Annotated in this window: 20 protein-coding genes and 1 pseudogene; 11 read left to right on the top strand and 10 right to left on the bottom strand. The window is 64.0% G+C overall.

All coding sequences use genetic code 11. The features are described from left to right. Positions 1-318: 318 nt before the first annotated feature. Positions 319-1299, bottom strand: coding sequence for a YafY family protein (locus G3N98_RS08625; RefSeq protein ID WP_206147920.1), 981 nt, complete (start codon positions 1297-1299; stop codon positions 319-321). A gap of 123 nt (positions 1300-1422) precedes the next feature. On the opposite strand from G3N98_RS08625, the gene G3N98_RS08620 reads away from it, so the two are divergent. Beyond that, the gene (locus tag G3N98_RS08620) at positions 1423-2085 is read left to right on the top strand and encodes a glutathione S-transferase family protein (protein WP_206147919.1); all 663 of its coding nucleotides are present in this window, start codon (positions 1423-1425) and stop codon (positions 2083-2085) included. A 74-nt stretch (positions 2086-2159) separates the two neighbouring features. Here G3N98_RS08620 and G3N98_RS08615 read toward each other — a convergent pair whose 3' ends face one another. After that, positions 2160-2990 carry an alpha/beta hydrolase gene (locus G3N98_RS08615; protein ID WP_089464154.1) on the bottom strand — a complete coding sequence of 277 codons (831 nt, stop codon included), beginning with the start codon at positions 2988-2990 and terminating at the stop codon, positions 2160-2162. A 168-nt stretch (positions 2991-3158) separates the two neighbouring features. On the opposite strand from G3N98_RS08615, the gene G3N98_RS08610 reads away from it, so the two are divergent. The 4 genes from G3N98_RS08610 (at position 3159) to G3N98_RS08595 (ending at position 6611) form a co-directional block, all read left to right on the top strand. Then, complete coding sequence (locus G3N98_RS08610) at positions 3159-3608, top strand: MerR family transcriptional regulator (RefSeq protein ID WP_175238974.1); 450 nt, start codon at positions 3159-3161, stop codon at positions 3606-3608. A 176-nt stretch (positions 3609-3784) separates the two neighbouring features. Next, a complete protein-coding gene (locus tag G3N98_RS08605; protein WP_206147918.1) occupies positions 3785-4702 on the top strand; it encodes an acetoacetate decarboxylase in 918 nt (305 codons plus the stop codon). Between the two features lie 43 nt (positions 4703-4745). Next, entirely contained in the window at positions 4746-5990 is a 1245-nt protein-coding gene (locus tag G3N98_RS08600) for a saccharopine dehydrogenase NADP-binding domain-containing protein (RefSeq protein WP_206147917.1), read from the top strand. A 129-nt stretch (positions 5991-6119) separates the two neighbouring features. After that, positions 6120-6611 carry a MerR family transcriptional regulator gene (locus G3N98_RS08595; RefSeq protein ID WP_206147916.1) on the top strand — a complete coding sequence of 164 codons (492 nt, stop codon included), beginning with the start codon at positions 6120-6122 and terminating at the stop codon, positions 6609-6611. Positions 6612-6634: 23 nt separating this feature from the next. Here G3N98_RS08595 and G3N98_RS08590 read toward each other — a convergent pair whose 3' ends face one another. Together G3N98_RS08590 and G3N98_RS08585 are read right to left on the bottom strand one after the other, a co-directional pair. Further along, entirely contained in the window at positions 6635-7318 is a 684-nt protein-coding gene (locus G3N98_RS08590; RefSeq protein ID WP_206147915.1) for a type 1 glutamine amidotransferase domain-containing protein, read from the bottom strand. Between the two features lie 131 nt (positions 7319-7449). Beyond that, positions 7450-8103: a TetR/AcrR family transcriptional regulator gene (locus G3N98_RS08585; RefSeq protein WP_206147914.1), complete on the bottom strand. Its 654-nt coding sequence runs from the start codon at positions 8101-8103 to the stop codon at positions 7450-7452. A gap of 99 nt (positions 8104-8202) precedes the next feature. Here G3N98_RS08585 and G3N98_RS08580 point away from each other — a divergent pair, with 99 nt between their 5' ends. Further along, positions 8203-9678, top strand: a complete 1476-nt coding sequence (locus tag G3N98_RS08580; RefSeq protein ID WP_206147913.1) for a coniferyl aldehyde dehydrogenase — start codon at positions 8203-8205, stop codon at positions 9676-9678. Between the two features lie 119 nt (positions 9679-9797). Here the strand turns inward: G3N98_RS08580 and G3N98_RS08575 are convergent, their stop codons facing one another. Continuing rightward, a complete protein-coding gene (locus G3N98_RS08575) occupies positions 9798-10676 on the bottom strand; it encodes a LysR substrate-binding domain-containing protein (protein ID WP_206147912.1) in 879 nt (292 codons plus the stop codon). 132 nt (positions 10677-10808) lie between these two features. On the opposite strand from G3N98_RS08575, the gene G3N98_RS08570 reads away from it, so the two are divergent. Next, positions 10809-11441, top strand: a complete 633-nt coding sequence (locus G3N98_RS08570) for an NAD(P)H-dependent oxidoreductase (RefSeq protein WP_089476316.1) — start codon at positions 10809-10811, stop codon at positions 11439-11441. A gap of 95 nt (positions 11442-11536) precedes the next feature. On the opposite strand, the gene G3N98_RS08565 is transcribed toward G3N98_RS08570, so the two are convergent. Further along, positions 11537-12154 (bottom strand): LysE family transporter, encoded by a 618-nt coding sequence (locus tag G3N98_RS08565; protein ID WP_089476533.1) that lies wholly within the window; start codon positions 12152-12154, stop codon positions 11537-11539. A 67-nt stretch (positions 12155-12221) separates the two neighbouring features. Between G3N98_RS08565 and G3N98_RS08560 the strand changes: the two genes are divergently transcribed. Then, a complete protein-coding gene (locus tag G3N98_RS08560; protein WP_206147911.1) occupies positions 12222-13145 on the top strand; it encodes a LysR family transcriptional regulator in 924 nt (307 codons plus the stop codon). Positions 13146-13272: 127 nt separating this feature from the next. On the opposite strand, the gene G3N98_RS08555 is transcribed toward G3N98_RS08560, so the two are convergent. Continuing rightward, a complete protein-coding gene (locus G3N98_RS08555) occupies positions 13273-14145 on the bottom strand; it encodes a LysR family transcriptional regulator (RefSeq protein ID WP_206147910.1) in 873 nt (290 codons plus the stop codon). Between the two features lie 96 nt (positions 14146-14241). Here G3N98_RS08555 and G3N98_RS08550 point away from each other — a divergent pair, with 96 nt between their 5' ends. Then, positions 14242-15645, top strand: coding sequence for an MFS transporter (locus G3N98_RS08550; protein WP_206147909.1), 1404 nt, complete (start codon positions 14242-14244; stop codon positions 15643-15645). Between the two features lie 238 nt (positions 15646-15883). On the opposite strand, the gene G3N98_RS08545 is transcribed toward G3N98_RS08550, so the two are convergent. Continuing rightward, positions 15884-16408 carry a TetR/AcrR family transcriptional regulator gene (locus G3N98_RS08545; RefSeq protein WP_346779080.1) on the bottom strand — a complete coding sequence of 175 codons (525 nt, stop codon included), beginning with the start codon at positions 16406-16408 and terminating at the stop codon, positions 15884-15886. 253 nt (positions 16409-16661) lie between these two features. Here G3N98_RS08545 and G3N98_RS08540 point away from each other — a divergent pair, with 253 nt between their 5' ends. Beyond that, a complete protein-coding gene (locus G3N98_RS08540) occupies positions 16662-17375 on the top strand; it encodes a hypothetical protein (protein WP_346779079.1) in 714 nt (237 codons plus the stop codon). 369 nt (positions 17376-17744) lie between these two features. Then, positions 17745-18836: a porin gene (locus G3N98_RS08535; RefSeq protein WP_206147906.1), complete on the top strand. Its 1092-nt coding sequence runs from the start codon at positions 17745-17747 to the stop codon at positions 18834-18836. Between the two features lie 203 nt (positions 18837-19039). Here the strand turns inward: G3N98_RS08535 and G3N98_RS39725 are convergent. Then, positions 19040-19201: pseudogene (locus tag G3N98_RS39725) on the bottom strand (fumarylacetoacetase); the annotation flags it as partial. A gap of 111 nt (positions 19202-19312) precedes the next feature. Further along, positions 19313-21532, bottom strand: coding sequence for a hypothetical protein (locus G3N98_RS08530; RefSeq protein ID WP_206147905.1), 2220 nt, complete (start codon positions 21530-21532; stop codon positions 19313-19315). Positions 21533-22027: the final 495 nt, after the last annotated feature.

Here is a 22027-nt window from a genome sequence, read left to right as displayed (position 1 = left end):
GGTATGGTTGGCTAGCAGTCCATGGGCGCCTTGCTTGCGACAGGCGCGGCACGTGCGCTTGCGCTCGCGGTGGCCGATCCCCGGTATGCCGGCCCGCACGATCGAGCGGCGATGCCGGAACTGTCGGCGCTCTGCCGGCGGCTGTCAATCGTCCATCGAGGGCCGGTGGCGGAACAGGTCGGGGTTGAGGGGAAGCGCGATGATCGACCGGCGTGGCCGGCAGTACCACCTTGAAAAGCCCGACGTCAAACTTGACGAAGACTCAACGGCTCCATTGTTTCGAATCGCGGCGACCACGTCGGCGCGCAACGCGATGCTTCAATCGTCACCGACCTGATAAAGCGCCTGCACCTGCGCCAACTCGTTGATGAACTGATCCTTGAGCGCCTGCGGCCCGAGGATCTTCACGTGCGCGCCGAGCCCCAGCAATTTCCGCGCGCCGTGCTCGATCGATTCGATCGGCATCAGGAACGCCTTCCATCCCGGCGGCACCTCCGTGCTGCCTTGTTCCGGCGCGACCGGCTCGGCCTTGATCCGCGCGTTGGCCAGCCAGGTTTCACCGCGCGGCGATACGGCGATATGGGCGGTCAGCCGATTGAGGTCGGCTTCGTACCGGCTCATCGCGTCGCGCCAGTGCGTCGCGAGGTCGAATCGCGCGGGCCGCTTGAAGCGGCGGCGCGATGCATCGAGTTCGAGGATATTCGCGAGACGGAACGTGAGTGCGCCGGGCTTGCCGACCACCTTGGCAACCAGGTACCACGCGCCACCCTTGAGCACCAGGCCGAGCGGTTCGAGTGCGCGGCGGGACACGCCGCGCCAGCTCTGGTATTTCACGTCGATACGATACGAACCCCACACCGCATCGGCCACGTCACGCAGGAAGGCCGGCGTTTCCTGCGCGCGATACCAGTCGACGGTGTCGACGTGCAGCCGGCTGGCGACGCGATCGGCATGCTCGCGCGGGCCGGGCGGCAGGCTTGCGATCATCTTCAGCCGCGCGGAAGTCGCCATGCCGTCGAGGCCCAATTCTCGCGCCGGCCCGGGCAAGCCCGCCAGAATCAGCGCGTGCGCTTCATGCTCGGTGAGCCCGGTGAGATCGGTACGCCAGCCGTCGCTCAACTGAAAGCCGCCGTTGCGGCCGCGATCGCCCCAGATCGGCACGCCGGCCGTGGAGAGCTGGTCGATGTCGCGCAGGATCGTGCGCTCGGATACTTCCAATGCTGCGGCGAGCGCCGGTGCGGTCATCCGGCCGCGCGCTTGCAGCATCATCATGATCGACAACAGGCGGCTCGCTTTCATGAGCGACACGTTACCTCAAATACCTGACATGAGGTGTCATGTTATCGGGCTTATGCTGTCCCGCATTCCCGATTCGTTTCATCGACGCGGGCGACGCAGCATGACATCACGAGGGATCAAACAATGAAGATCATTTCCGGGCCGCTAAGCATGTTTGGTGCGAAGGTCGAGATGGCCGTGCACGAGAAGGGCATCGACTTCGAACTGGTGATGGTGCCGTTCAGCCAGCGTCGCGGCTACGATCCCAAGCATCCGGACGTGTTGCGGATCAACCCGAAGCGGCAGGTGCCGGTGCTGATCGACGGCGATCTGGAGCTCTTCGATTCCACGCAAATCTTCGAATATCTTGAAGACCTGAAGCCCGATCCCGCCCTATGGCCGGCGCATCCGGCGGCGCGCGCGATCGCGCGTCAGCTCGAGCACTGCAGCGACGAAATCTATTTTCCGCATGTCGTCAGGCTGATGGGGCTGGAGGAGACACCGGACGATCCGGCGGCACAGGCTGCACGCGCCGCGGCGGCGCAATACTATCGGCGTATGGAGCACGTGCTGGCGGATCGCGCGTTTCTGGCCGGAACGTATTCCTATGCCGACATCGCGTTCTACATGGCGCAGTTGTTCGGCGCGCGCAAGGGCGCACCGATGACGGACGAGACGCCCCGCCTGCTCGCGTGGCGTGAGCGGATGACGGCACGCCCCGCCGTGCGCAAGGTCGCCGGCGCGATGGCCGGCTATCTTGCCTCGATCGGAGAAGCGGTTCCCGATTTTCTTCGCGGGCTCGACTAGCTGCGTTCGAGAGCGGGCAGGAGACGGCCTTCAGCCGCAAGGGCAACTGAAGGCCGCAGTGGCCTCGTCGATTTTCAGCCGCGGATGAACGCGAGCAGATCGGCGTTGATCGTTTCGGCGTTGGACGTGGGCATGCCATGCGGGAAGCCCGCATACGTCTTCAGCGTGCTGTTCCTCGCCAGCTTCGCCGACAGGAGCCCGGAATCCGCATATGGGACGATCTGGTCGTCGTCGCCATGCATCACGAGAACGGGGATCGTGGTGCTTTTCAGGTCTTCGGTGAAGTCGGTCTGCGAGAACGCGACGATGCCGTCGTAGTGCGCCTTCGCGCTGCCCATCATGCCCTGCCGCCACCAGTTCCAGATGACGCCTTGCGACGGCTTCGCGCCGTCGCGGTTATAGCCGTAGAACGGGCCGGCGGGCACGTCGTAGTAGAACTGCGCACGGTTCGCCGCGAGTTGCGCCTGGAGGTTGTCGAACACGTCCTTCGGTAGGCCGCCCGGATTGCTGTCCGTCTTGACCATCAGCGGCGGAACGGCGCTGATCAGCACGGCCTTGGCGACGCGGTCTTCGCCGTGACGGGCGACGTAGTGGATCACCTCGCCGCCGCCGGTCGAATGGCCGACATGAACGGCGCCTTGCACGCCGAGGTGATTCACGACCGCGGCGACGTCGTCCGCGTAGTGATCCATGTCATGACCGTCCCACACCTGGCTGGAGCGCCCATGGCCGCGACGGTCGTGCGCGATCACGCGATAGCCCTGTGCCAGGAAGAAGAGCATTTGCGCATCCCAGTCGTCGGCGCTGAGCGGCCAGCCATGATGAAAGAAGATGACCTGCGCGTCGCGCGGCCCCCAGTCCTTGTAGAAGATGTCGACGCCATCCTGCGTTGTGACGTATCCCATGTCTGCTCCTGTTCGGTGGGCGATATCGATCCGTGACGGTCCTGCCGTTCGCGAGGGTCGCCAGGCCGGCGCGGCGCATGCGGTGGCATCCGCTGCCCGCCTGCCTTGGCGATGCGTTCACTCTAGGTTTAAAGTTAGGTTTAATGTCAACACGCTGGAGAGGCAGGGATGAGAATCGGCGAGCTCGCGAAGCTCAGTGGCCTGACGGCCTCGCGGATCCGTTTCTACGAGGCTGAGGGGCTGCTCACGGCCGTGGAGCGCGGCACGAATGGTTATCGCGAATACGGCGACGACGCGGTGTGGATGCTCGAGATCATCGCCGGCGCACAGAGCGCCGGATTCTCGCTGGAGCAGATCCGCCATCTGCTGCCGTTGAAAGCCGGCAACTGGCAGCATGACGGGCTGGTGGAGGCGCTCGAACGGAAAGTCGCCGAGATCGACGCGATGCAGAAGCGCCTCGAGGAGAACAAGGCGCAACTGCGCGTCGCGATCGACAGCATCAAGAACCGGCCGGCCGAACTGACCTGCTCGGAGCGTACGCGCTGGGTGATGGACCGGTTGCGCAATCCGGGCGAGGTATCGACACCCGGCAAGGGCCGTCGCACGACCGCCAAATGATCCGGCGCGGGCACGGCGAGCGCCGGCCAGTCGCTCAAACGCAATCCGACGTGCCCCTCTACTCGGGGCCTTGACCTTAAAGTTGACTTAAATCTTAGAGTGCTTGCTGACGGCGGTGAGTCAGCGGGCATCGGGTGTTGCCTGCCACGGTCGATCATCGACGAGAGGCGACGAACATGGACAGGCGGTTTACACAGGTCGAATTCGGCCCACACAAGGTCGACGTGCCCGAAGGCGGGTACTACGACCGGTTCCGGATGAATCCTGACCTCGACGAGGTGGCGCGCGATCCCGCGGCGGGGAACATCGATTTTTTCCGTCGGATTCCGAAGCGTCAGGTCGCGTCGCGGGTCGGCCCGACCTGGGCGCCGAATTTCTACTACCGTTCCAGCAGCATTCAGCTGCTGTTCCTTGCGCCGCTCGAACGCCTGCGGACCACGCTGCCGGTGCCGCTCGAGCCGCTGCGCGCGCTTCCCGGGTACGGGCTGGTCGCGCTGACCTTCTTCTCGTATTCGGTGTGCGACAACGATCCGTATGACGAAGTGTCGGTCGCGGTGGTGATCCGGCGGCCCGGCTCGACCGGATCGCACGCGCTCGAGCTGCTCGATTCGATGCGGCGCCGGAGCTTCTTCGCGCACGTGCTCGCGCTGCCGGTCACCACGGAAATCGCGCGGGTGCGCGGCGTGCACGGCTATCAGCTGCCCAAGTGGCTCGCCGATATCGACGTGAAACTCGACGCCACCGCCAGCGCCCGCATTGCCGGCCCCGGCGGCCGGCCGGACCTGAGCCTGAGCGTGCCGATGCCCGAGCTGACGAACGTCGCGTCGCAGTCGCACATGGGCACGTCGACGATGATCAACCGCATCGACGGCGAATGGCACCAGACATTCGTGCAGACGAATGCGCTATCGTTCGCTCAGCGCCTGCTGCCGCGCAACGTCGAGCTCGTGCGGCACGGCGGCCCGCTGAGCCAGTTGCTCGACGGGCTGGGCGCATCCACCATCCTGCGTCTGGACGTGGTGAAGGACGCGCAGCTGGTGCTGAACCTGCCGACCCCGTTGAAGGCCCTCGATGAACCCGGAAAGCCACGCTGACGCCACGCCACTTCGCGGCACGCCCGCGCCGAAGGAATCGCCCATGACCCGTCCGACCCACGATCTCGTCGTATTCGGCGCCACCAGTTTCGTCGGGCAGATCCTCGCCCGCTACCTGGCCGAGTACCTGTCAGGCAGCGGCGAGACGCTGCGCTGGGCCATCGCCGGCCGTTCCGAAGCGAAGCTCAGGCAGGTCAGGGATACGCTGGGTGCGGCCGGGCAGTCGGTGCCGATCATCGTCGCCGACGCGGCCGACGAAGCGCAGCTTCGCGCGCTCTGCGCGCAGACGCGGGTGGTCGTGTCCACCGTCGGCCCCTATGCGCTTTACGGGGAGCCGCTGGTCAGGGTCTGTGCGGAAACCGGCACCGACTACTGCGACCTCACGGGCGAGACGCAATGGATCAAGCGGATGATCGACAGGTACGAGCCTGCTGCGCGTCAGTCCGGCGCGCGCATCGTCCATTGCTGCGGCTTCGATTCGGTGCCGTCGGACATGGGCGTGTTCTTCCTGCAGCAGCAGGCGCGGCAGCGGTGGGGCGTGCCGGCCGCGCAGGTGAAGATGCGGGTGAAAACGCTGAAGGGCGGCGCGTCGGGCGGCACGGTGGCGAGCGTGATCAACGTCGTCCGGGAAGCGGCGGCCGATCCGGCCTTGCGCCGGGAACTGCTCGATCCGTACTCGCTGTGCCCGCAGGGGCATGGCTTCACGATGCGCCAGCATGCGGTGCGATCCGCCGCATTCGATCGCGACTTCGACGCGTGGGTCGCGCCGTTCGTGATGGCCGCGATCAACGAGCGTGTCGTGCATCGCTCCAATGCGCTTGCCGGCAACGCGTACGGCAGCCGCTTCACGTATGACGAAGCGGTGATGACGGGCACGGGCCTCAAGGGCCGGCTGACCGCGGTGACGATGGTGGCCGGTCTCGGCGCGTTCATGGTGGGTGTCGTCATCAAGCCGGTGCGCAGCCTGATGGAGCGCTTCCTGCTACCGAAACCCGGCGAGGGGCCGAGCGCCGCGGCGCAGCTGGCCGGCCGCTACGATCTGCGCTTCTTCGGCCGCACCGACGACGGGAAGACCTTGCGCGTGAAAGTCACCGGCGATCGCGATCCCGGCTACGGTTCCACCGGCAAGATGCTCGGCCAGGCCGCGATCAGTCTCGCGCTGGATTGCGTCGACGACGGCGTCAAGACCGGACGCGGCGGCGGCTTCTGGACGCCCGCGACGATGTTCGACGCGCGCTACATCGAGCGCCTGGTTTGCCATGCGGGGCTGCGTTTTGAAGTGATTTGAGCGCGCGCCGTCAGGTCGCCATTCGACAGGAAGCCGATAAAGATCGGATTGCGAAACAACATCGGGAGACAAAAGACAGTCACGACGGGGCAGATGGCCGGACGCGATCCGGCCGGGGAGTATCGGAACATGAAGATCGGGGAACTGGCGGAACGCACCGGCCTGACCTCTTCGCGCATCCGCTTTTACGAACGCATCGGTCTGTTGACGCTCGTCGAGCGTGAAGCGAACGGCTATCGCACCTATCCGCAGGAAGCGGTGACGGTGCTCGACCTGATCACGGCCGCGCAGAAGGCGGATTTCAGTCTCGACGAGATTCGCACGCTGATGCCGGCCGACCTCGCGCAGTGGCCCTGCGCTTCGTTGCTGGATGCGCTGTGCGGCAAGGTGCGGGACATCGAGGCGCTGGAGGCGCGGCTCGCGCAAAGCAAGGCGCAGATCGTGTCGCTGATCGCCGACATTGCCGCGAAACCGGAGCCGGTCGATTGTGCAACCCATGCGAAGCGATTGCTGTCGCGCATCCCGCCGGGGCATGCGGCGGAGGACAGTGGCGGCGAGGCTACGACTGCCGCCGCCGATCGCGACGAACCGGTCGTGCGCCGCCGGTCGCCCCGCTCTTAGCGGCAGCACGCCGGCGCATCCCATCACAGCAACGCGACGACCTGTTCCGCGGTCGCCTTCGCCGATTGCGGATTCTGGCCGGTCACGAGCCGGCCGTCGACGACGACGTACGACGTGAACGGCAGCAGCGCCTTCTCGTAGCGCGCGCCACGCTGCTGCATCTGCTCCTCGACGTTGTAGGGCACCTTCTTCGCGACGCCTGCCAGGATTTCCTCGACCCACGAGTAGCCGGTGATCCGGCGTCCGGCAACCAGCAGCGAGCCGTCCGACAGCTTGGTATTCAGCAGCCCGCAGTAGCCGTGACAGACCGACGACACGATACCGCCGCGCTCGTAGATCTCGCGCGTGAGCCGCTGCAGCCCCACATCGTCCGGGTAGTCCCACATCACCGCATGGCCGCCGGTGAAGTAGATCGCATCGAAATCGGGCGGATCGATCTCGTCGGGGCGCGCGGTGGTGGCCAGCAGCGCTTCATTGGCCTTGTCGGCGCGCCACGCTTTCGCGGCGGCGTCGGCGTGCGGCCATTTGAGCGAGCGCGGCTCGAGCGGCGACACGCCGCCCTTGGGGCTCACCAGCCGCTGCTCATAGCCTTTCGCCGCGAAGATCTGATGGGCATGGGTCAGCTCGGACAGCCACAGGCCGGTCGGTTGCGACGGATCGGCGTAGTGCGCGACGTTACTCACGACGTGAAGGATGCGCTTGCTCATGATGCGGTTCCCTTTCATCGGCCACGGGCGGACGTCGTCGACGCGCCGCCGGATTGTCGGATGGCAGTACCCATACCCATGGCCTCGATACGCTGCCGAGGCAAACCTTAACCTTCAAGCAAAGTTGAAGGTCAAGGCCTTTTCGTCTTCGCTGGCCGCGCGGGGCTGACGGGCAGCACGAGACCGTCCAGCAAGGTGGTCAGTGCATCCTCGATCGCGTGATCGCCAACCTTCTCGCGCACCAGCCGCCCGTCGATCGCCAGCATCGTCAGCCCATGCAGATGCGCCCAGCAGCCGGTCGCCTGGCCGAGCGCCGGGCGCGGACGGATCGTGCCGGCGCGCTGGCCGTGTTCCAGGATGTCGACGACCAGCAGGAACGGCGCCTGCACGCGCGGATCGAGATGGATGTCCGTGGGCTCGCCGGCATCCGCGGCAAACATCAGTCGATAGAGATCCGGGTTGCGCTGCCCGAACGCGAGATGGGCGTAAGCGAGCGCGCGCAGCACGTCCGGTGCACCCGCCGCGGGATCGACGGACGCGGCGAGGTCTTCGTTCAGCCGATCGAAGCCGATCAGCGCGAGCTCGTGCAGCAATGCGGCCTTGTCCGGGAAATGCCGGTACGGCGCCGAGTGGCTGACGTTCGCGCGCCGCGCGATTTCGCGCAGCGTGAACTGCCAGCCCTGTTGCTCCTGCAGCGTGTCGAGCGCCGTGTCGATGATCGCGCGCCGCAGATCCCCGTGGTGATAAGCCTTTTGCCCGGCGTCCGCAGCCTCATCCGACGACATCGCGTTGCTCCTATGTTGACAGGGAACACATTGTGAGCCTATGATCCGCCGCATGCAAGTTGACAGTGTCTACATCGACGCAACCTCGTGAGGTGCACCATGGCCATTTCCGCAGAATCCAGCTCGAGCTTCGACCCGGCGGCGTTGCTGGCCCGCCAGCGCAACGCATTCGTCAGCGAGGGGCCGCCGAGCGTGCAGCAGCGCAAGGCGCGGCTCGCGCGGCTGCGCGCGGTGGTGCTCGCGTATCGCAGCGAAGTGGAGGAGGCGGTCAGCGCCGATTTCGGGCACCGCTCGCGCCACGAAACCGCGATCATGGAACTGGTCGGCGTGATCCAGGCGATCGACTATCTGACGCGCAACCTGCGCCGCTTCACGAAGCCGCAGCGCCGGCACGTCGGGATCTTTTACCGGGCCGGGCACGCGCGCGTGGAGTACCAGCCGCTGGGTGTCATCGGCGTGATGGCGCCGTGGAATTACCCGTTCGCGCTCACGTTCATTCCGCTGGCCACCGCGCTGGCCGCGGGCAACCGCGCGATGCTCAAGCCGTCGGAACTGACGCCGCGCACCAGCGAGGTGATGCGCCGGATGCTCGCGGAAACCTTCCCGAGCGAGGAAGTCTCGGTCGTGCTCGGCGGCCCGGAAGTCGGCGCTGCCTTCAGCGGCTTGCCGTTCGATCATCTGCTGTTCACCGGCAGCACGCAGGTGGGCCGCAAGGTCATGAAGGCGGCCAGCGACAACCTGGTGCCGGTGACGCTCGAACTCGGCGGCAAGAGCCCGGCGATCGTCGCGAGAGGGCATGTCGACGGCCGGACGATGTCCAGCATCGTGTTCGGCAAGCTGTCGAATGGCGGGCAGACCTGCGTCGCGCCCGACTATGCGCTGGTGCATGAAGACGATCTCGACGCGTTCGTCGCGCAATACGATGCGGCCGTCGCGCGCTTCTATCCGGGCGGGCCGACCAGTGCCGACTACACGTCGATCGTCAGCGACCGGCATTTCGATCGCCTGAAAGGTCTCATCGACGAAGCGCGCAGCAAGGGCGCGCGCGTGATCGAGGCGGGCGTGAATCCGCAGCAGGCGGCCACCCGCAAGCGGACGCTCGCGCCCACGCTGATCGTCGGGGCCGGTGACGATACGACCGTCATGCAGGAAGAGATCTTCGGGCCGATCCTGCCGGTGCGCACGTATCGCACGATCGACGAAGTCGTCGACTACGTGAATGCGCGTCCGCGGCCGCTCGCGCTGTACTACTTCGGCGCGCAGGACAGCGACTGCGAGTCGTTGCTCAAGCGCACCACGTCGGGCAATGTCGGCATCAACAACACGCTCCTGCATGTCGCGCAGGAAGACTTGCCGTTCGGCGGCGTCGGCCCGAGCGGGATGGGCGCGTATCACGGCATCGAGGGATTCCGCGCGATGAGCCATGCGAAGGGCGTGTTCGTGCTGGGGCGCTGGAACCTGCCGAGCCTGCTGCGTGCGCCGTTCGGCAAGCTCGCGGATCTGTCGCTGGCGGCGCTGCTCGGGCGCAGCCGGGAACCGGCGGGCGTGCGGGCGGGATTGAGCGCGAAGCGCTGAGACCGCCGCCACACCGCGACCGGCGCACGGCTGCTTCGCACGCGGCGCGCCATAGTGGTCGAGCGCGCATGCATCGGTAAGTGCATGTGATCGAACCTCGGCCGTGACCGAACGGCACGCTAGGGCCGGTTGCGCACGCCGGCCCCGTTGCGAATGGCGGTTTCATCGACAAGCGTCGCGGCGAATTCGACGGCGGCCGGCATTCCCGCGTCGTGCATCATCACGAATTCCATGTCCGGCAGCGCCGGCAAGCCTTCTGATACGCCCAGCTCGCGGAGCGTGTCGTCGATCGCGCTGCGCGGCACCGGCGCAATCGCGATGCCGGCGCGAGCGAACGTGCGGATGCCCGTGACGCTCGGGCTTTCGCATGCGATGAAATAGGGCATGCCGGCCAGCGCGAGCGCCTTGATGGCAGCGCCCCGGTACGGGCACGGATCGGGGAAGCACGCGAGCGGCACATCGCCTTCCGGCAGCGGCTCGTGGCGCGCAAACGCCCAGACGAGCGGCTCTCGCCACAACGTCGCGCCCTGGCCCGTGTGCGCGCACCGGCTGCCGATCACGAGATCGAATTCGCCGTCGGCGTGCCGTTGAAACAGGCTGTCGCCGATGTCGACCGTCAGATTCAGCCGCAAGCCGCGCCGCGCGGCGCCGTGGCGGCGCATCACGTCGGGCAGCCAGCCTCCCGCCACATCCTCCGATGCGCCGATGCGCAGCGTGACATCGACTGCGTTGCCGCTGCCTAGTTTCGCCTTCGCTTCCTCGCTCAGGTTGAGCATCGCGCGCGCGTAGCCGAGCAGCATCCGGCCATGCTCGGTGAGCGTGACGCTGCGCGTATTGCGGGCGAGCAGCGCCCGGCCGACCTGCTCCTCGAGACGAGCGATCTGCGCGCTGACCGCGGACTGGCTGAGATGCAGCCTGCGACCTGCGCCGGTAAAGCTCCGTACGTCGGCGATGGCGACGAACGTATGAAGCAGTGAGGTGTCGAGCGGCGTGTTCATTGATCACCAATTCGGGTTAATTCGATCAATTCATATCGTTTCCGGATTATAGGTCGATCCGATAGGCTGCGAAGCGCAGTGGGCGATCGCGCATCCCGCGCGTCGCCGTCACTTTCGGCAAGGACCGGTTTCATGACACGCGTGCTCTATATCGAAGGCTCACCCAACAAGGACTATTCGGCGTCCATCGACGTGTGCAATGCCTTTCTCGATGCTTACCGACACACGCATCCCGATCACGAGATACAGACGCTCGACATCTGGAATCTGGCGATACCCGAATTCGACGAAGCCGCGCTGGCCGCGAAATATGCGGGACTGAGCGGCAAGGTGTTGACGCCGGCTCAGGCGGCGGCATGGCAACGGATCGAGCAGCTCGCGGCGCCGTTTCACGAAGCGGACAAGCTCCTGTTCGGCGTGCCGCTGTGGAATTTCAGTATTCCGTACAAACTCAAGCACCTGATCGACGTGATCTCGCAGAAGGACGTGCTGTTCACGTTCGACGGCACAGGTTTCGCCGGCAAGCTGGCCGGGAAAAAGGCGGCGGTGGTCTACGCGCGCGGGCTCGGTTATCAGTCGCCGGGCTCATTTACCCCGGCGGCCGAATTCGATCTGCAACGCCCGTACATGGAGACCTGGCTCAAGTTCGTGGGCGTGAAGGACGTCACCGGGATCGTCGTCGAGCGCACCTTGTTTGGTCCCGACGGAGCGGTCGATCGCAGTCGCGCGATCGACGAAGCCCGCACGATCGCGCGTACGTTCTAAAGCGACCGCGTGGCGCATCCGGCGCATCCGGCGCATCCGGCGCGCCGGCGAAGCGCGCCGGTCGGTTGCATCGACGGGTGGCGCGCCGTTTCGAATCAGCGCCCGCCGCGCGCGATGGCGAGCGCGACGCCGAAGCCCACGAGCAGGCAGCCGAAGGTGCGGTCGATCCAGTGCCGTAGCGCCAGCAGGCGATCGCGGACGGCCGTCGCGGAGAAGCACAGGGCCACCAGGCTGAACCAGCCGGCATGCGCGACGGCGATGAACGCGCCGTAGCCGATCTGCACGATCAACGGCGTGTCGGGCCGCACGGCCTGCATGAACAGGCTGACGATGAACACCGTGGTCTTGGGGTTCAGCGCATTGGTCAGGAAGCCGGTGCGCAGCGCGGCCAGGTCGGACAGCGGTGCGGCCGGTGCATCCGCCTGCCCGTTGCCGGCCTTCGTCATGAGCATCTTCACGCCGAGGTAGATCAGATAGATCGCGCCGACCAGCTTGACCGCATTGAAGAGCCACAGCGACTGGCGGATCAGCAGGCCGACGCCCAGCAGCGTATAGCTCACGTGAACCGTCACGCCGAGCCCGATCCCCAGCGCGGTGAGCACGCCCGAGCGGCGCGACAGCATCAGGCTGTTGCGCGTGACCATCGCGAAGTCCGGCCCCGGGCTGATCACGGCCAGCAGCGTGATGGTGACTACAACTATCAGTTCGGTCATCGTCTTGTCCTTGCGATTGATGGCTTGATGGCGCAATCTTATGGGTTATGTTCCATCGGAAAAAGCGATGATTTCTGACCAGAATGGTGAAATTGACTCACAGTCCGTTCGCACGAACCTGCCATCGCTGATGGCGCTGCGTTGCTTCGAGGCGGCGGCGCGTCACGAGAATTTCAGCCGTGCGGCCGACGAGCTGTGCCTGACCCATGGCGCGGTCAGCCGCGCGGTGCGATTGCTCGAGGACGACCTGGGCGTCGCGCTGTTCCAGCGGCGCAGCCGTCGCGTGTTCCTGACCGATGCGGGCCGCAAGCTGGCGCAGGCCGTCCATGACGGGTTGGGGCTGATGCGTCACGCCGCGCAGGAATTGCGTACCGAGGCTGCCCGGGCGCGGCGCTGGGTGCTGTCGTGCGAACCGACGCTTCTGATGCGCTGGCTGATTCCGCGCTGGCCGGATTTTCAGGCGCGGCATGCGGGTGTCGACATTCATCTGGCTGCCGCGGGCGGTCCGTTCTCATTCGACAGCGGCATCGACATGGCAATTCGACGCAATGACTTTGCATGGCCGGCGGGTTATCACGCGGAGCGGCTGTTCGCGGAGAAGGTGGGGCCGGTCTGCCGGCCGGATAAGGTCGATGCGTGGTTTTCCGCGCGTCGTGGCAGTCGCTCGTTGAAGGCGGATGTTCCGCGACTGCACACGCGGACACGGCCGCACGCGTGGAAGGAATGGGCGGTGGCGGCGAACCAGCCGGCCGCAGGCGGGCGCGGGCAGACGTTCGACCATTTCTATTTCAGTCTGCAGGCGGCGGTTGCGGGGCTCGGTGTCGCGATCGGCCCGTGGCACCTCGTTCGCGATGACATCGAAAGCGGTGTGCTCGTCGCGCCGATGGGGTTCGTCGAGGATGGTTCGGATTACTGCTTGTTGACGCCGGAACCGGTGGTGGCGGAGAGTGCGCAGGAGGATGTGCTGGGGTGGTTGAGGGCGGTGGTTTGATGGGGCGCGTGTGTGTGCAGATGGGTGTTGACGCCACGCGCCCGCAAGAAGGGGCGTGGTGAAGCTCGGCGCAGGCATCGCAATCGATCCCGGCGCCCGGTATCGCACGCCGCGGTGATGGACGTCGCTACTGCCTCGAATCCGGCGCGAAGGTCTTTCCCGTCACGTCGGCGATGAAGTCGATCGCCGCGCGAATCGACGGGGAATGCCTGAGATCGGCATGCACGACCAGCCAGATGTCGCGGGCGTACGGTTCCCCGTCGAACGGCAAGCGCTGCAACCCCGGATCGTCATCGCCCATGAACACGGGCAGGCCCGCGACGCCGATTCCGGTACGGGCCGCGACCTGCTGCGTCGTGATATCGCTGACTTCGCACGCGATGCGGCGACCTCGAGCGATCGATTCGAGCCACTTCTGATGCGGCATTTCCGCGAATTGCGCGTCGTAGCAGATGAAGGCCCAATCGTCAGGCGTCGACGCGTGCGCATAGTCGCGACTCGCATAGAGCCCGAAAGCCATCTCGCCCAGCTTGCGCGTCACGTTTTGCGGCTCGTCGGGGCGGAACAGGCGCACGGCGATATCCGCTTCACGACGGGCGAGCGATACGCTTTGCGCCTGGCTGGCCATCGACAGCCGAATGCCCGGATGCATTTGCGCGAACGCATACAGATGATTCGCGTAGAAATTGTTGGCGAGCACGGGCGGCACGCTGATCGTCACGGTGCCGTGCATCGGCAGATGTTCCGTGAGCGCGAGGCGCTCGATCGCAAACGCGTGCTCCTCCATTTTCCCGGCGAACTCGAGAATCTGCCGGCCGGCGGCGGTCGGCCGGCACGCGCGCGGCAACCTGTCGATCAAGCGCATCTTCAATTCCGATTCGAGTGCGGCCAGGCGACGGCTGACTGTCGCGTGGTCGACGTTCAATCGCCGGGCGGCCGAGGAAAGACTCCCCGCTTGTGCGACGGCAACGAAGTAACGCAGGTTTTCCCAGTCGAACATCGGTGCATTTTCTCCAGGCTGCTGTGCTGTTTTGCGGAATATTCGCACAGAAGGCGATCCTCTACGCTTCAATCCTCCGAATGCGAAGAATTGCCGATGCAGACCTCATCCACACCTCACCCGCGGCTGGTTCAAACGGCGGCGTGCCTCGGTTATGCGGTCGTCCTGATCGACGTCAGCGTCGTCAACGTTGCGCTCGATGCATTGCGAACGGCGTTTGGCGCTGCGCTCACCGACCTGCAATGGGTCGTCAACGCGTATGCGCTCGTGTTCGCGGCGACCCTGCTGATGGCGGGCGCGCTCGGCGACCGGCTGGGTGCAAAGCGCGTGTTCATTGCCGGCTACGCGATCTTCACGCTGTCATCGATCGGCTGCGGCCTCGCGCATGCCATCGGCGCGTTGATCGCCTGGCGTCTCGTTCAGGGGATCGGCGCCGCACTGCTGGTGCCGAACTCGCTGGCCGTGCTGCGTCTCGCATTCGACGACGCGGCAGCGCGTAGCCGCGCGATCGGCTGGTGGGGTGCCGGCGGCGGCATTGCGCTGGCCGCGGGGCCGCTGGCCGGCGGGTTGCTCATCGCTGCAGTCGGCTGGCGCAGCATTTTCCTGGTCAACGTGCCGGTCGGCATTGCCGGTATCTGGATGACGTGGCGGTTTGCGCCCGACACGAAAGCGCAGGGCGGCCGGCGTCTCGATCTTCCGGCGCAACTGACCGGTGCGTTTGCGCTGGCAGCGCTCACGTTCGCGTCGACCGAGATCAGTGCGCTGGGGTGGCGCAGTCCGGTCATCGTGAGTCCGTTCACGTTGTGCGTCGCGTTGGGCATTGCGTTCGTCCGGCTGGAGGCGCGCAATCCGGACGCGATGCTGCCGGCCGGGTTGTGGCAGGATCGGATCGTCCGCAGCTCGATCGTGATCGGTGCGATCGCGAATCTGGTCTTCTACGGCATCGTCTTTACGTTGAGCCTGCTGTTTCAGTCGGTCTGGCATATGACGCCGGTGCGCGCGGGTGTCGCGTTTCTGCCGATGATGGGGGTGCTGATGGTCATGAGCATCGTCGCCGGACGACTGACCGGCAGGCTGGGTGCGCGCACGCTGGCGACGGCCGGGTTGTCGATTTCAGCGGTCGGTTATCTGGCGATGTGGCCGGCGATCGCTACGCAATCCAACGGGTTGCTCGCGATACCGATGCTGCTGGCAGGCGGCGGCATCGCGTTGACGATACCGACCATCACGGACGCGGCGCTCGCGGCGGTGAGCGGCGCGCAGTCGGGTGTGGCGTCGGGGTTGTTGAATACGGCGCGACAGGTGGGCGGCGTGATGGGCGTCGCGTTGTTTGGCTTCTTCGTTCGTGAGACAGGGGGCGTGGCGTTTGTCCATGGGATGGAGCGGGCGTTGATCGTTTCGGTTCTGCTGTTGGGGGTGGGGGCGGTGATGGCTTGGTGGAATCTGGGGCGGGCGGGGGAGACGACTTTTCAGGGGCGAACATCGACCAAGGCCCGCTAGGGGTGGCTCTGCAGTTGTCGGGGCTGCCGTGGCGTCGATCGACTGCCCTACGTCCTGCACCAGGACGGTAGACGACGCGATTCGGCCATTCAATGCGGCGTGACCGCTGCGGCAGGCTTCGGCGTGCCGGGGGCGTTGGGTGAACCTTCGGCAGCCGATTCCCGCTCGATCGATCTGGACAGCGCGTCGTAAAGCGCTCGCCTGGCCCTGATGGCCTGACCTTTGAGATTCCCGATGCTCAGGCGTCTCGCTCGCGAAGGATCCAGTGCGTCAGTTCTCGAATCTGATCGGTCGTGACGCGCTCGTGCAGGATCAGCGTGCGTAGATAAACGGCGCCGATCAGGCAATGAAGCAGGGGCATCGGGTCCGCCCCCTGCGGCCACTCGCCCATTTTTGCCGCGCGATCGAAAATCTGCTGAACCGCCGAAAAGCGGTTCGTCCACAACCTGCGCAGTTCGCCCGCCACGGCCGCATCGTTGTACGTGGCCAGCACGAACTGAATGGCAGACCTGCCCACGCCCGTTCTCAAGTAGCGCGCGGTTGCCGACAGCAGCGCGACGAGATCCGCGTGCAGCGAGCCCCGATCCGGTATCGCGATGTGTTCGGCGAAAAGCTCGAAGACGGCCTCCATCATCAGCCCTTCCTTGCTCTTCCAGCGGCGATAGATCGAACTCTCATGCACGCCCGCGAGTGCAGCGATGGCGCCGATGTTGAGCCCCTCGAAACCTGACGCCTGCAATTGGGCAATCGTTGCGGAGATCACCGCTTCACGGACGCGTGCGCTACGGCCGCCCAGGCGGCGACGGGGCGACGGCGGTTCTTGTTCGGCTGACTTTGGCATGAGCGGATTTTACACATCGTTGCATCGACCGCCCGCGTCGTCGCAGCAGCCCGACCACGGGCACGACCCTGGGCGACGGCCGACAGGCATGCGGTAAACACTAACGCAAGTTTACTTGCGTTAGTGGCACGAGTCGGGAAACATGGCAACTCGTTCAAGTGCCACGGAGGTTCAAGTGAAAGCAGTGTCGTTTTTCAAGTCGGGTAAAGAGGTGGCCTGCGAGGACATCCTCAGAATGGAGGTGAAAAGGGCTCGCTACATGATGGCGTTGCTCATGGAGAAACTGGGGGCGGATGGCATGGTCGGTCTGTTTGCGACGGAGATCGCGGAGCACGAATCGAACGAGAAGGATTGGTTGTTGCGTGCGAATGGTCGCTTCAGTTCGTCCGTTGCCGAAGCGCATGTCGCGGTGGGAACCAGTGCTGAATTCGTGACCTGGTTCTGGGACGGGTATGGCGGGCCGAACCGCCCGGCAATGCTCCGCGCTCACCCTGAGCATCTCGGTGCGCTGCCACTCCCGGACGGGCGGGTCGGCATTCTGGAGGTACCGGGCCATACAAAATCGCCGGCCCTCCTGAAGCTCCGCCATCTGGATGACTGGCGTGGTATCCCGATCGAACTGGCGCCTGACATGCCGCATCGCATGATGGGGCGCGTCGAGACACCCGATGGTGTGACCGTGGGTTACTTGCTGCATCAATTCAGGGACACGCTTCCGGGGTTCGATGCGCGGCTCGAGATCTTCTGGCCGTCGACCGCACCGGAAGAACTCGTTGACGGCCACTCGGACCACCTGATGGTCGAGTGGTGCAACTGGTTCGAGCTGTACGCCCTCTCGCGGACGCAAGCCAACGACTTGATGCCGCTGGCGCTTTCCGTGAATACCTGACCATCCCATCGGCTCGTTTACTTCGAGCGGGCAAGGGCGGCGCGGGCTGCTGGTGCGCGGCATCGTGCAGCAACGGAAACACGCTGACGCTTTTCATCGCGTCATCGATGCCGTGAACCGATTGCGGCCGATGCGCGCTCGCCATTTACGATCCGGTCTCGTGGCGGCGTCGCGAGCGGCATCGATTCCGGACTCGGCAGAGTTCAAGCAAAGCCGACGGTCCAGCGCGCATGCCTGGCAGCACTGAGGACAGAAGCCGAAGCGGCTATCGGTCCGACTTCATTTGATCGCCATACGCCGAGCGCTGCATGGAGGTCGATCCCTGTTGGTTGTTTTGCAGTCCTGCATGAATGGAGGAGACATAACAACATGAGAAAGATGCAAAGATTCCGTCCGATGCTGCTGATCCCCATCTCGATCGCCGTACTGGGGCTGACGTCAACAGCGCATGCGCAGAGTCATGTCACGCTGTATGGTGTCGTGGATTCCGGTGTGATGTACACGAGTCGTACCGTCGACGCCGGGACGGGTGCCAGTGGTCCGCATCAGGTATCGGCAACGGATGGCGGGATGTCGGGGTCGCACTTCGGTATCACCGGTGTCGAGGAGTTGGGAGCCGGTACGAAGGCAATCTTCATACTGGAAAGCGGCTTTACGACGAACAACGGGGCGCTGGGCAACTCGAACGGGAATGTCTTCGGACGGCAAGCCTTCGTTGGTCTGTCCGGACGGTTCGGTACCGTCAAGGCCGGCCTGCAGTATTCGCCGTTCGGACTCGCGATCGTCGACACGGACGCGCGGCATGCGTCGTTCTTCGGGAGTCAGGCCGGCATTTACATGGGCAATTTTTTCGCGACCGGGATTTTCGTCGCGAACGCCGTGTCCTATACGAGCCCGACGATCGCCGGCATACAAGCGAGTGCATTGCTGGCGCTGGGTGGCGATCCAAACGGATTTCAGTCGGGGCGCCAATACGCGGCACGCGTCAGATACGAATGGAAAGACCTGGTCGTGAACGCGGCCCTCTTCAGTGGCAATCCCGGCGGGTCGGCCAGCGTTTCCACGCCATTTCCATCAACGATCGAATTCAGCGGGCGAACGATCGGCGCGAGCTATACGTGGGGAAGCGCGACACTGAAGGGATCGTACACAAGCTACAAGATCGCCGGCTCCTTCAATGAGAAAGTGTACGCAGCGGGTGGCGAATATCTCATCACGCCGACACTGTCCGCCGACCTGGGCGTTTGGTACATGCGGGACAGCAACGATTCGGCGAACCATTCTTTGCTGGCGTCTGCCGGGCTCGACTACTTTCTGTCGAAACGAACGACCTTGTATGGCTCCGCCGCATGCGTGAACAACCACGGGTTGATGCACACCGGATTTACGGTGAATGGCGCACTGTATGAGCCGACCGGCAGCAGTGTGGGCATCATCGTGGGTGTTCGTCACCTCTTCTAGCGCATCCGAAAAACACATGCAGTGAAGTCGCCGCCAGCGCTGTTTGCTGGCGGCGACTTCACGTACGCGTCCTGGCAATGCGGTGCGGCGTTCAAGCACGGTGTGCGGGCACCGCGAGTCGATTGATGGGGTGCTTCGACGCGCGAGGACCACGCATAGGGTCCTCGCATCGTCTCGGCGGTCGATTGCGAAATGACCGGCGGTCAATGAGCGCTTTCTGCGGCCGGCACCGGCAATACGATTCCATAGTTGGTGCCGAAGCCGATTCGTGCAAAACCATCGCGTTCGCACCAGCCCCGGAAAATGACGGTATCGCCGTCGTCGAGGAACGCGCGGCTTTCGCCATTGCCGATATCGACGGGTTGAATCCGAAACCTATAACAGCCGATCGACCGTAGGAACTCGCGGGACTGGTCAGCAAACCTTACCGACCATCTGTCAAGCTCAGACTCGACGCCCGATACGCAGGCCCCGACTCATTGCGATGCGGCCCGCACACTCGCTGCTACGTTCGCCGAACCAAAGGCGATAGCAATGTTCAGGCAATTCATCCCCATCGCATCGCACTGGAGCGGTTCTCCTCCAAATCGATACATCAGTTCGAAGGCTTCCTTGCAATCGCTCTCCGCGGCGAGCATGAGCGGTGTTCGGCCAGGCGCGGGATAGCGGTGAGGTGCGTTGGGGTCGGCCTTATGTACCAGCAACGATTCAATGATGCGTAGTAGCTTGGGCAGTGTATGCCGCCCTGACTGTTCTCCGACTTGTACGTTTGCACATCTCTCGAATATCTCCGCGTAGCGAGGCTGATCACGCAGAGTCCTAATATCGTTTCCATCGCCGAAGACGCCGGCTAAGCTGACGTTGTATCGTCGGAAAACCTCGCGTTGCATTTCGTCCGGAGATTCTAAGAAAGACTGCAGCAGCGTGGCGCGTAGGACATTCGGGTTCTTTACTATCGCGACCCTGGAGAGCGCGTAGTACAGGGGAGTCTGGTCGGAGATGTCAGCTCTCAAGTCGGCCGCTGCACCCATCGATAAAAGTGTCTCGACGACGACAGGCTCACCCAAATCGACAGCGCACAAAAGAGGCGTGAGTCGCTTCTTCGCGGTAACGCTGTTGATCGTAGTAGCCGAATGCGGGCGCCTTAGGAGCGCGTTCAACACGCGTCGGTCCGCGCTGGTCATTGCACGCTGGATTGCGACCAGCAAAGCGGACACGCCACTTTCATCGATGAGATCGACCGACGCTCCCGCATTGAGCAGGCTTTCGACTGAGTCGTACTGATTCTCGGAAACAAAACGTCGAAGTTGCGTCCAACGCCTGATCTGTCCATCCGCCGCCCGAATCGTGACGATCCGGTCTGGATTGCGAAGGTCCGGCTTTTTCGTCTCACTAGCATCCAGTGCCAAAAATGGAAGAATAACTTTTTCTTCTCTCGGGGCTTCCGGGAACCTGCCGGCTGCAGGAAACAACAGGCAGAACTGTTGACGAAACTGCTCGATCTCCCAGTCTTCAAGAACGTCCTCGCGAGGGTCCGAAAATAATCCAAAGACCACTCCGCTGTGCTTATGCCTCTTAAGTGCAGTCCTCCTTCCCAAGTGCGCTGCGACGGCAAGCACCTCCTCTACTAGCACCCGTTGTTTTTCTCCGGCTCGATAACTTGCCCCCCGCACTGCAGCCTCGTAGTGAGAAAGCGCTGATTCGAAGTCCGCCGAGAGCATGTACCACCTGGCCTTCAACCAGTCGACCTGAAAGTCCAATCGGTCGTCTCCCGCAGACGCGCAAACCATCTGCTCGAGTCGATCGAGGTCAGCCTTCGCTTTTTCCTTCTCACCGGGTTTCTTCGAGGATGTTCGCAAAAGCTGATCGTGTAAGCGCTGCCCCAATTCGACCGATGCCGAAAAACGATCAAAACCTGCGACAACCGCGGCCTGCAGGGCTTCTAGGATCCCGCCGTCCGGCATCCCAAGCAGGAGATGCCGTCGCATTATGTTCCGGATCGGCATCCCCGAGGCGCGTTCAAAATATGAGACCGCACGCGCAAGCAACAGCCATCTGCGGACATGCTTGATTTTCTCTTCATGCATGTTCCCTTGTTCCTTCAGCGCCGCGGCTAGCCGGACGATGCTTTGCGGATCGGGTAGGTCGAGGCCTTTACTCCACTTTCTGCATTTCTCGATTTCGTTCCGATCAATGTCGCTTTTCGTCGGATCGTATGCGAGCCGAGCGAGTGGATTCGTTTCGCCCGTCTCTAACCATTCCATCACCGCTGCGACCGGGTGTCGGTCCGGGTCAAGGAACGTCATCGGTTCTGGACCGCCCAGTTCCCGCTGAATCGCGTAGATTACGTTCAGGCCGTGTGGCACGAAATAGTGTTTGATGAGAATTGGCAGGGCCTCCTCGCGCGTCAGGTTCTCGATCGCGCATCTTGAGACCATGCCGACGTAGCTGATGTGCATGTGCTCAAACCACGGCCGAACAAGTTCGACGAAGTCTGAGTCAACATACTTCGTCAGCGGCGCGACAAATAGCTCCTCGGCAAGTGATGGAAACAAGGACCAGTCGAAGTCGCCGCGGCTGGCGAGTTCGTCAACCCGTTGATGGCTGTCTTTCGTGCCGAGCGCCACGGCCATCGCACGGTACACCTCGCCGAGGCGAGGAAAGGGAGGCTGAGCTGTCTTCTTTTTTGTGATCATGCTGGATTCTCGGTTGGTATGCGTCGAACAGCGCTTTCTTCTTTACATTTGCCGTCGCGCCGGTAGGCGCGCGCACTACCTCGGAGTACCCGTGGGGCGCGCGCGATTCCCTCGCGATCTTTACCCTTGCTGACGCTGCCGGGAGCCCTTGGCGCGGGAGAGGTTGGAAAAGCACATGGCCTTACTTCTCGCCACCCGATTCCGATTGGGTATGAGCTGCCGCGGCGCTGCTCGCTCGTGCCGAGAACGACCCAGCGGGGACTATGCCGCGATGCGCACGCGCCGTGGCGCTCTGAATACGTGATGCTGCGGCCTGAGACATCGGAGCCCGCCCCGTTTGGGTCGACGGAGTAGCAGATTTTGCGTGTGATTTAGCCATGATTTGCCCTTTCTGAGGTTGGAGTGTTGTTGCCACCGCGGCAACGATACGAACAATATCCAACGACTTTCGGGTAATCATCCGCGCAGGTGCCGAAAAAAATTTGGAAAATGCAC

Source organism: Burkholderia sp. Tr-20390, from assembly GCF_017104595.1.
Lineage (GTDB): Bacteria > Pseudomonadota > Gammaproteobacteria > Burkholderiales > Burkholderiaceae > Burkholderia.
The sequence above is the reverse complement of the archived record's forward strand: the minus strand, read 5'-3'. Positions and strand labels throughout refer to the sequence as shown.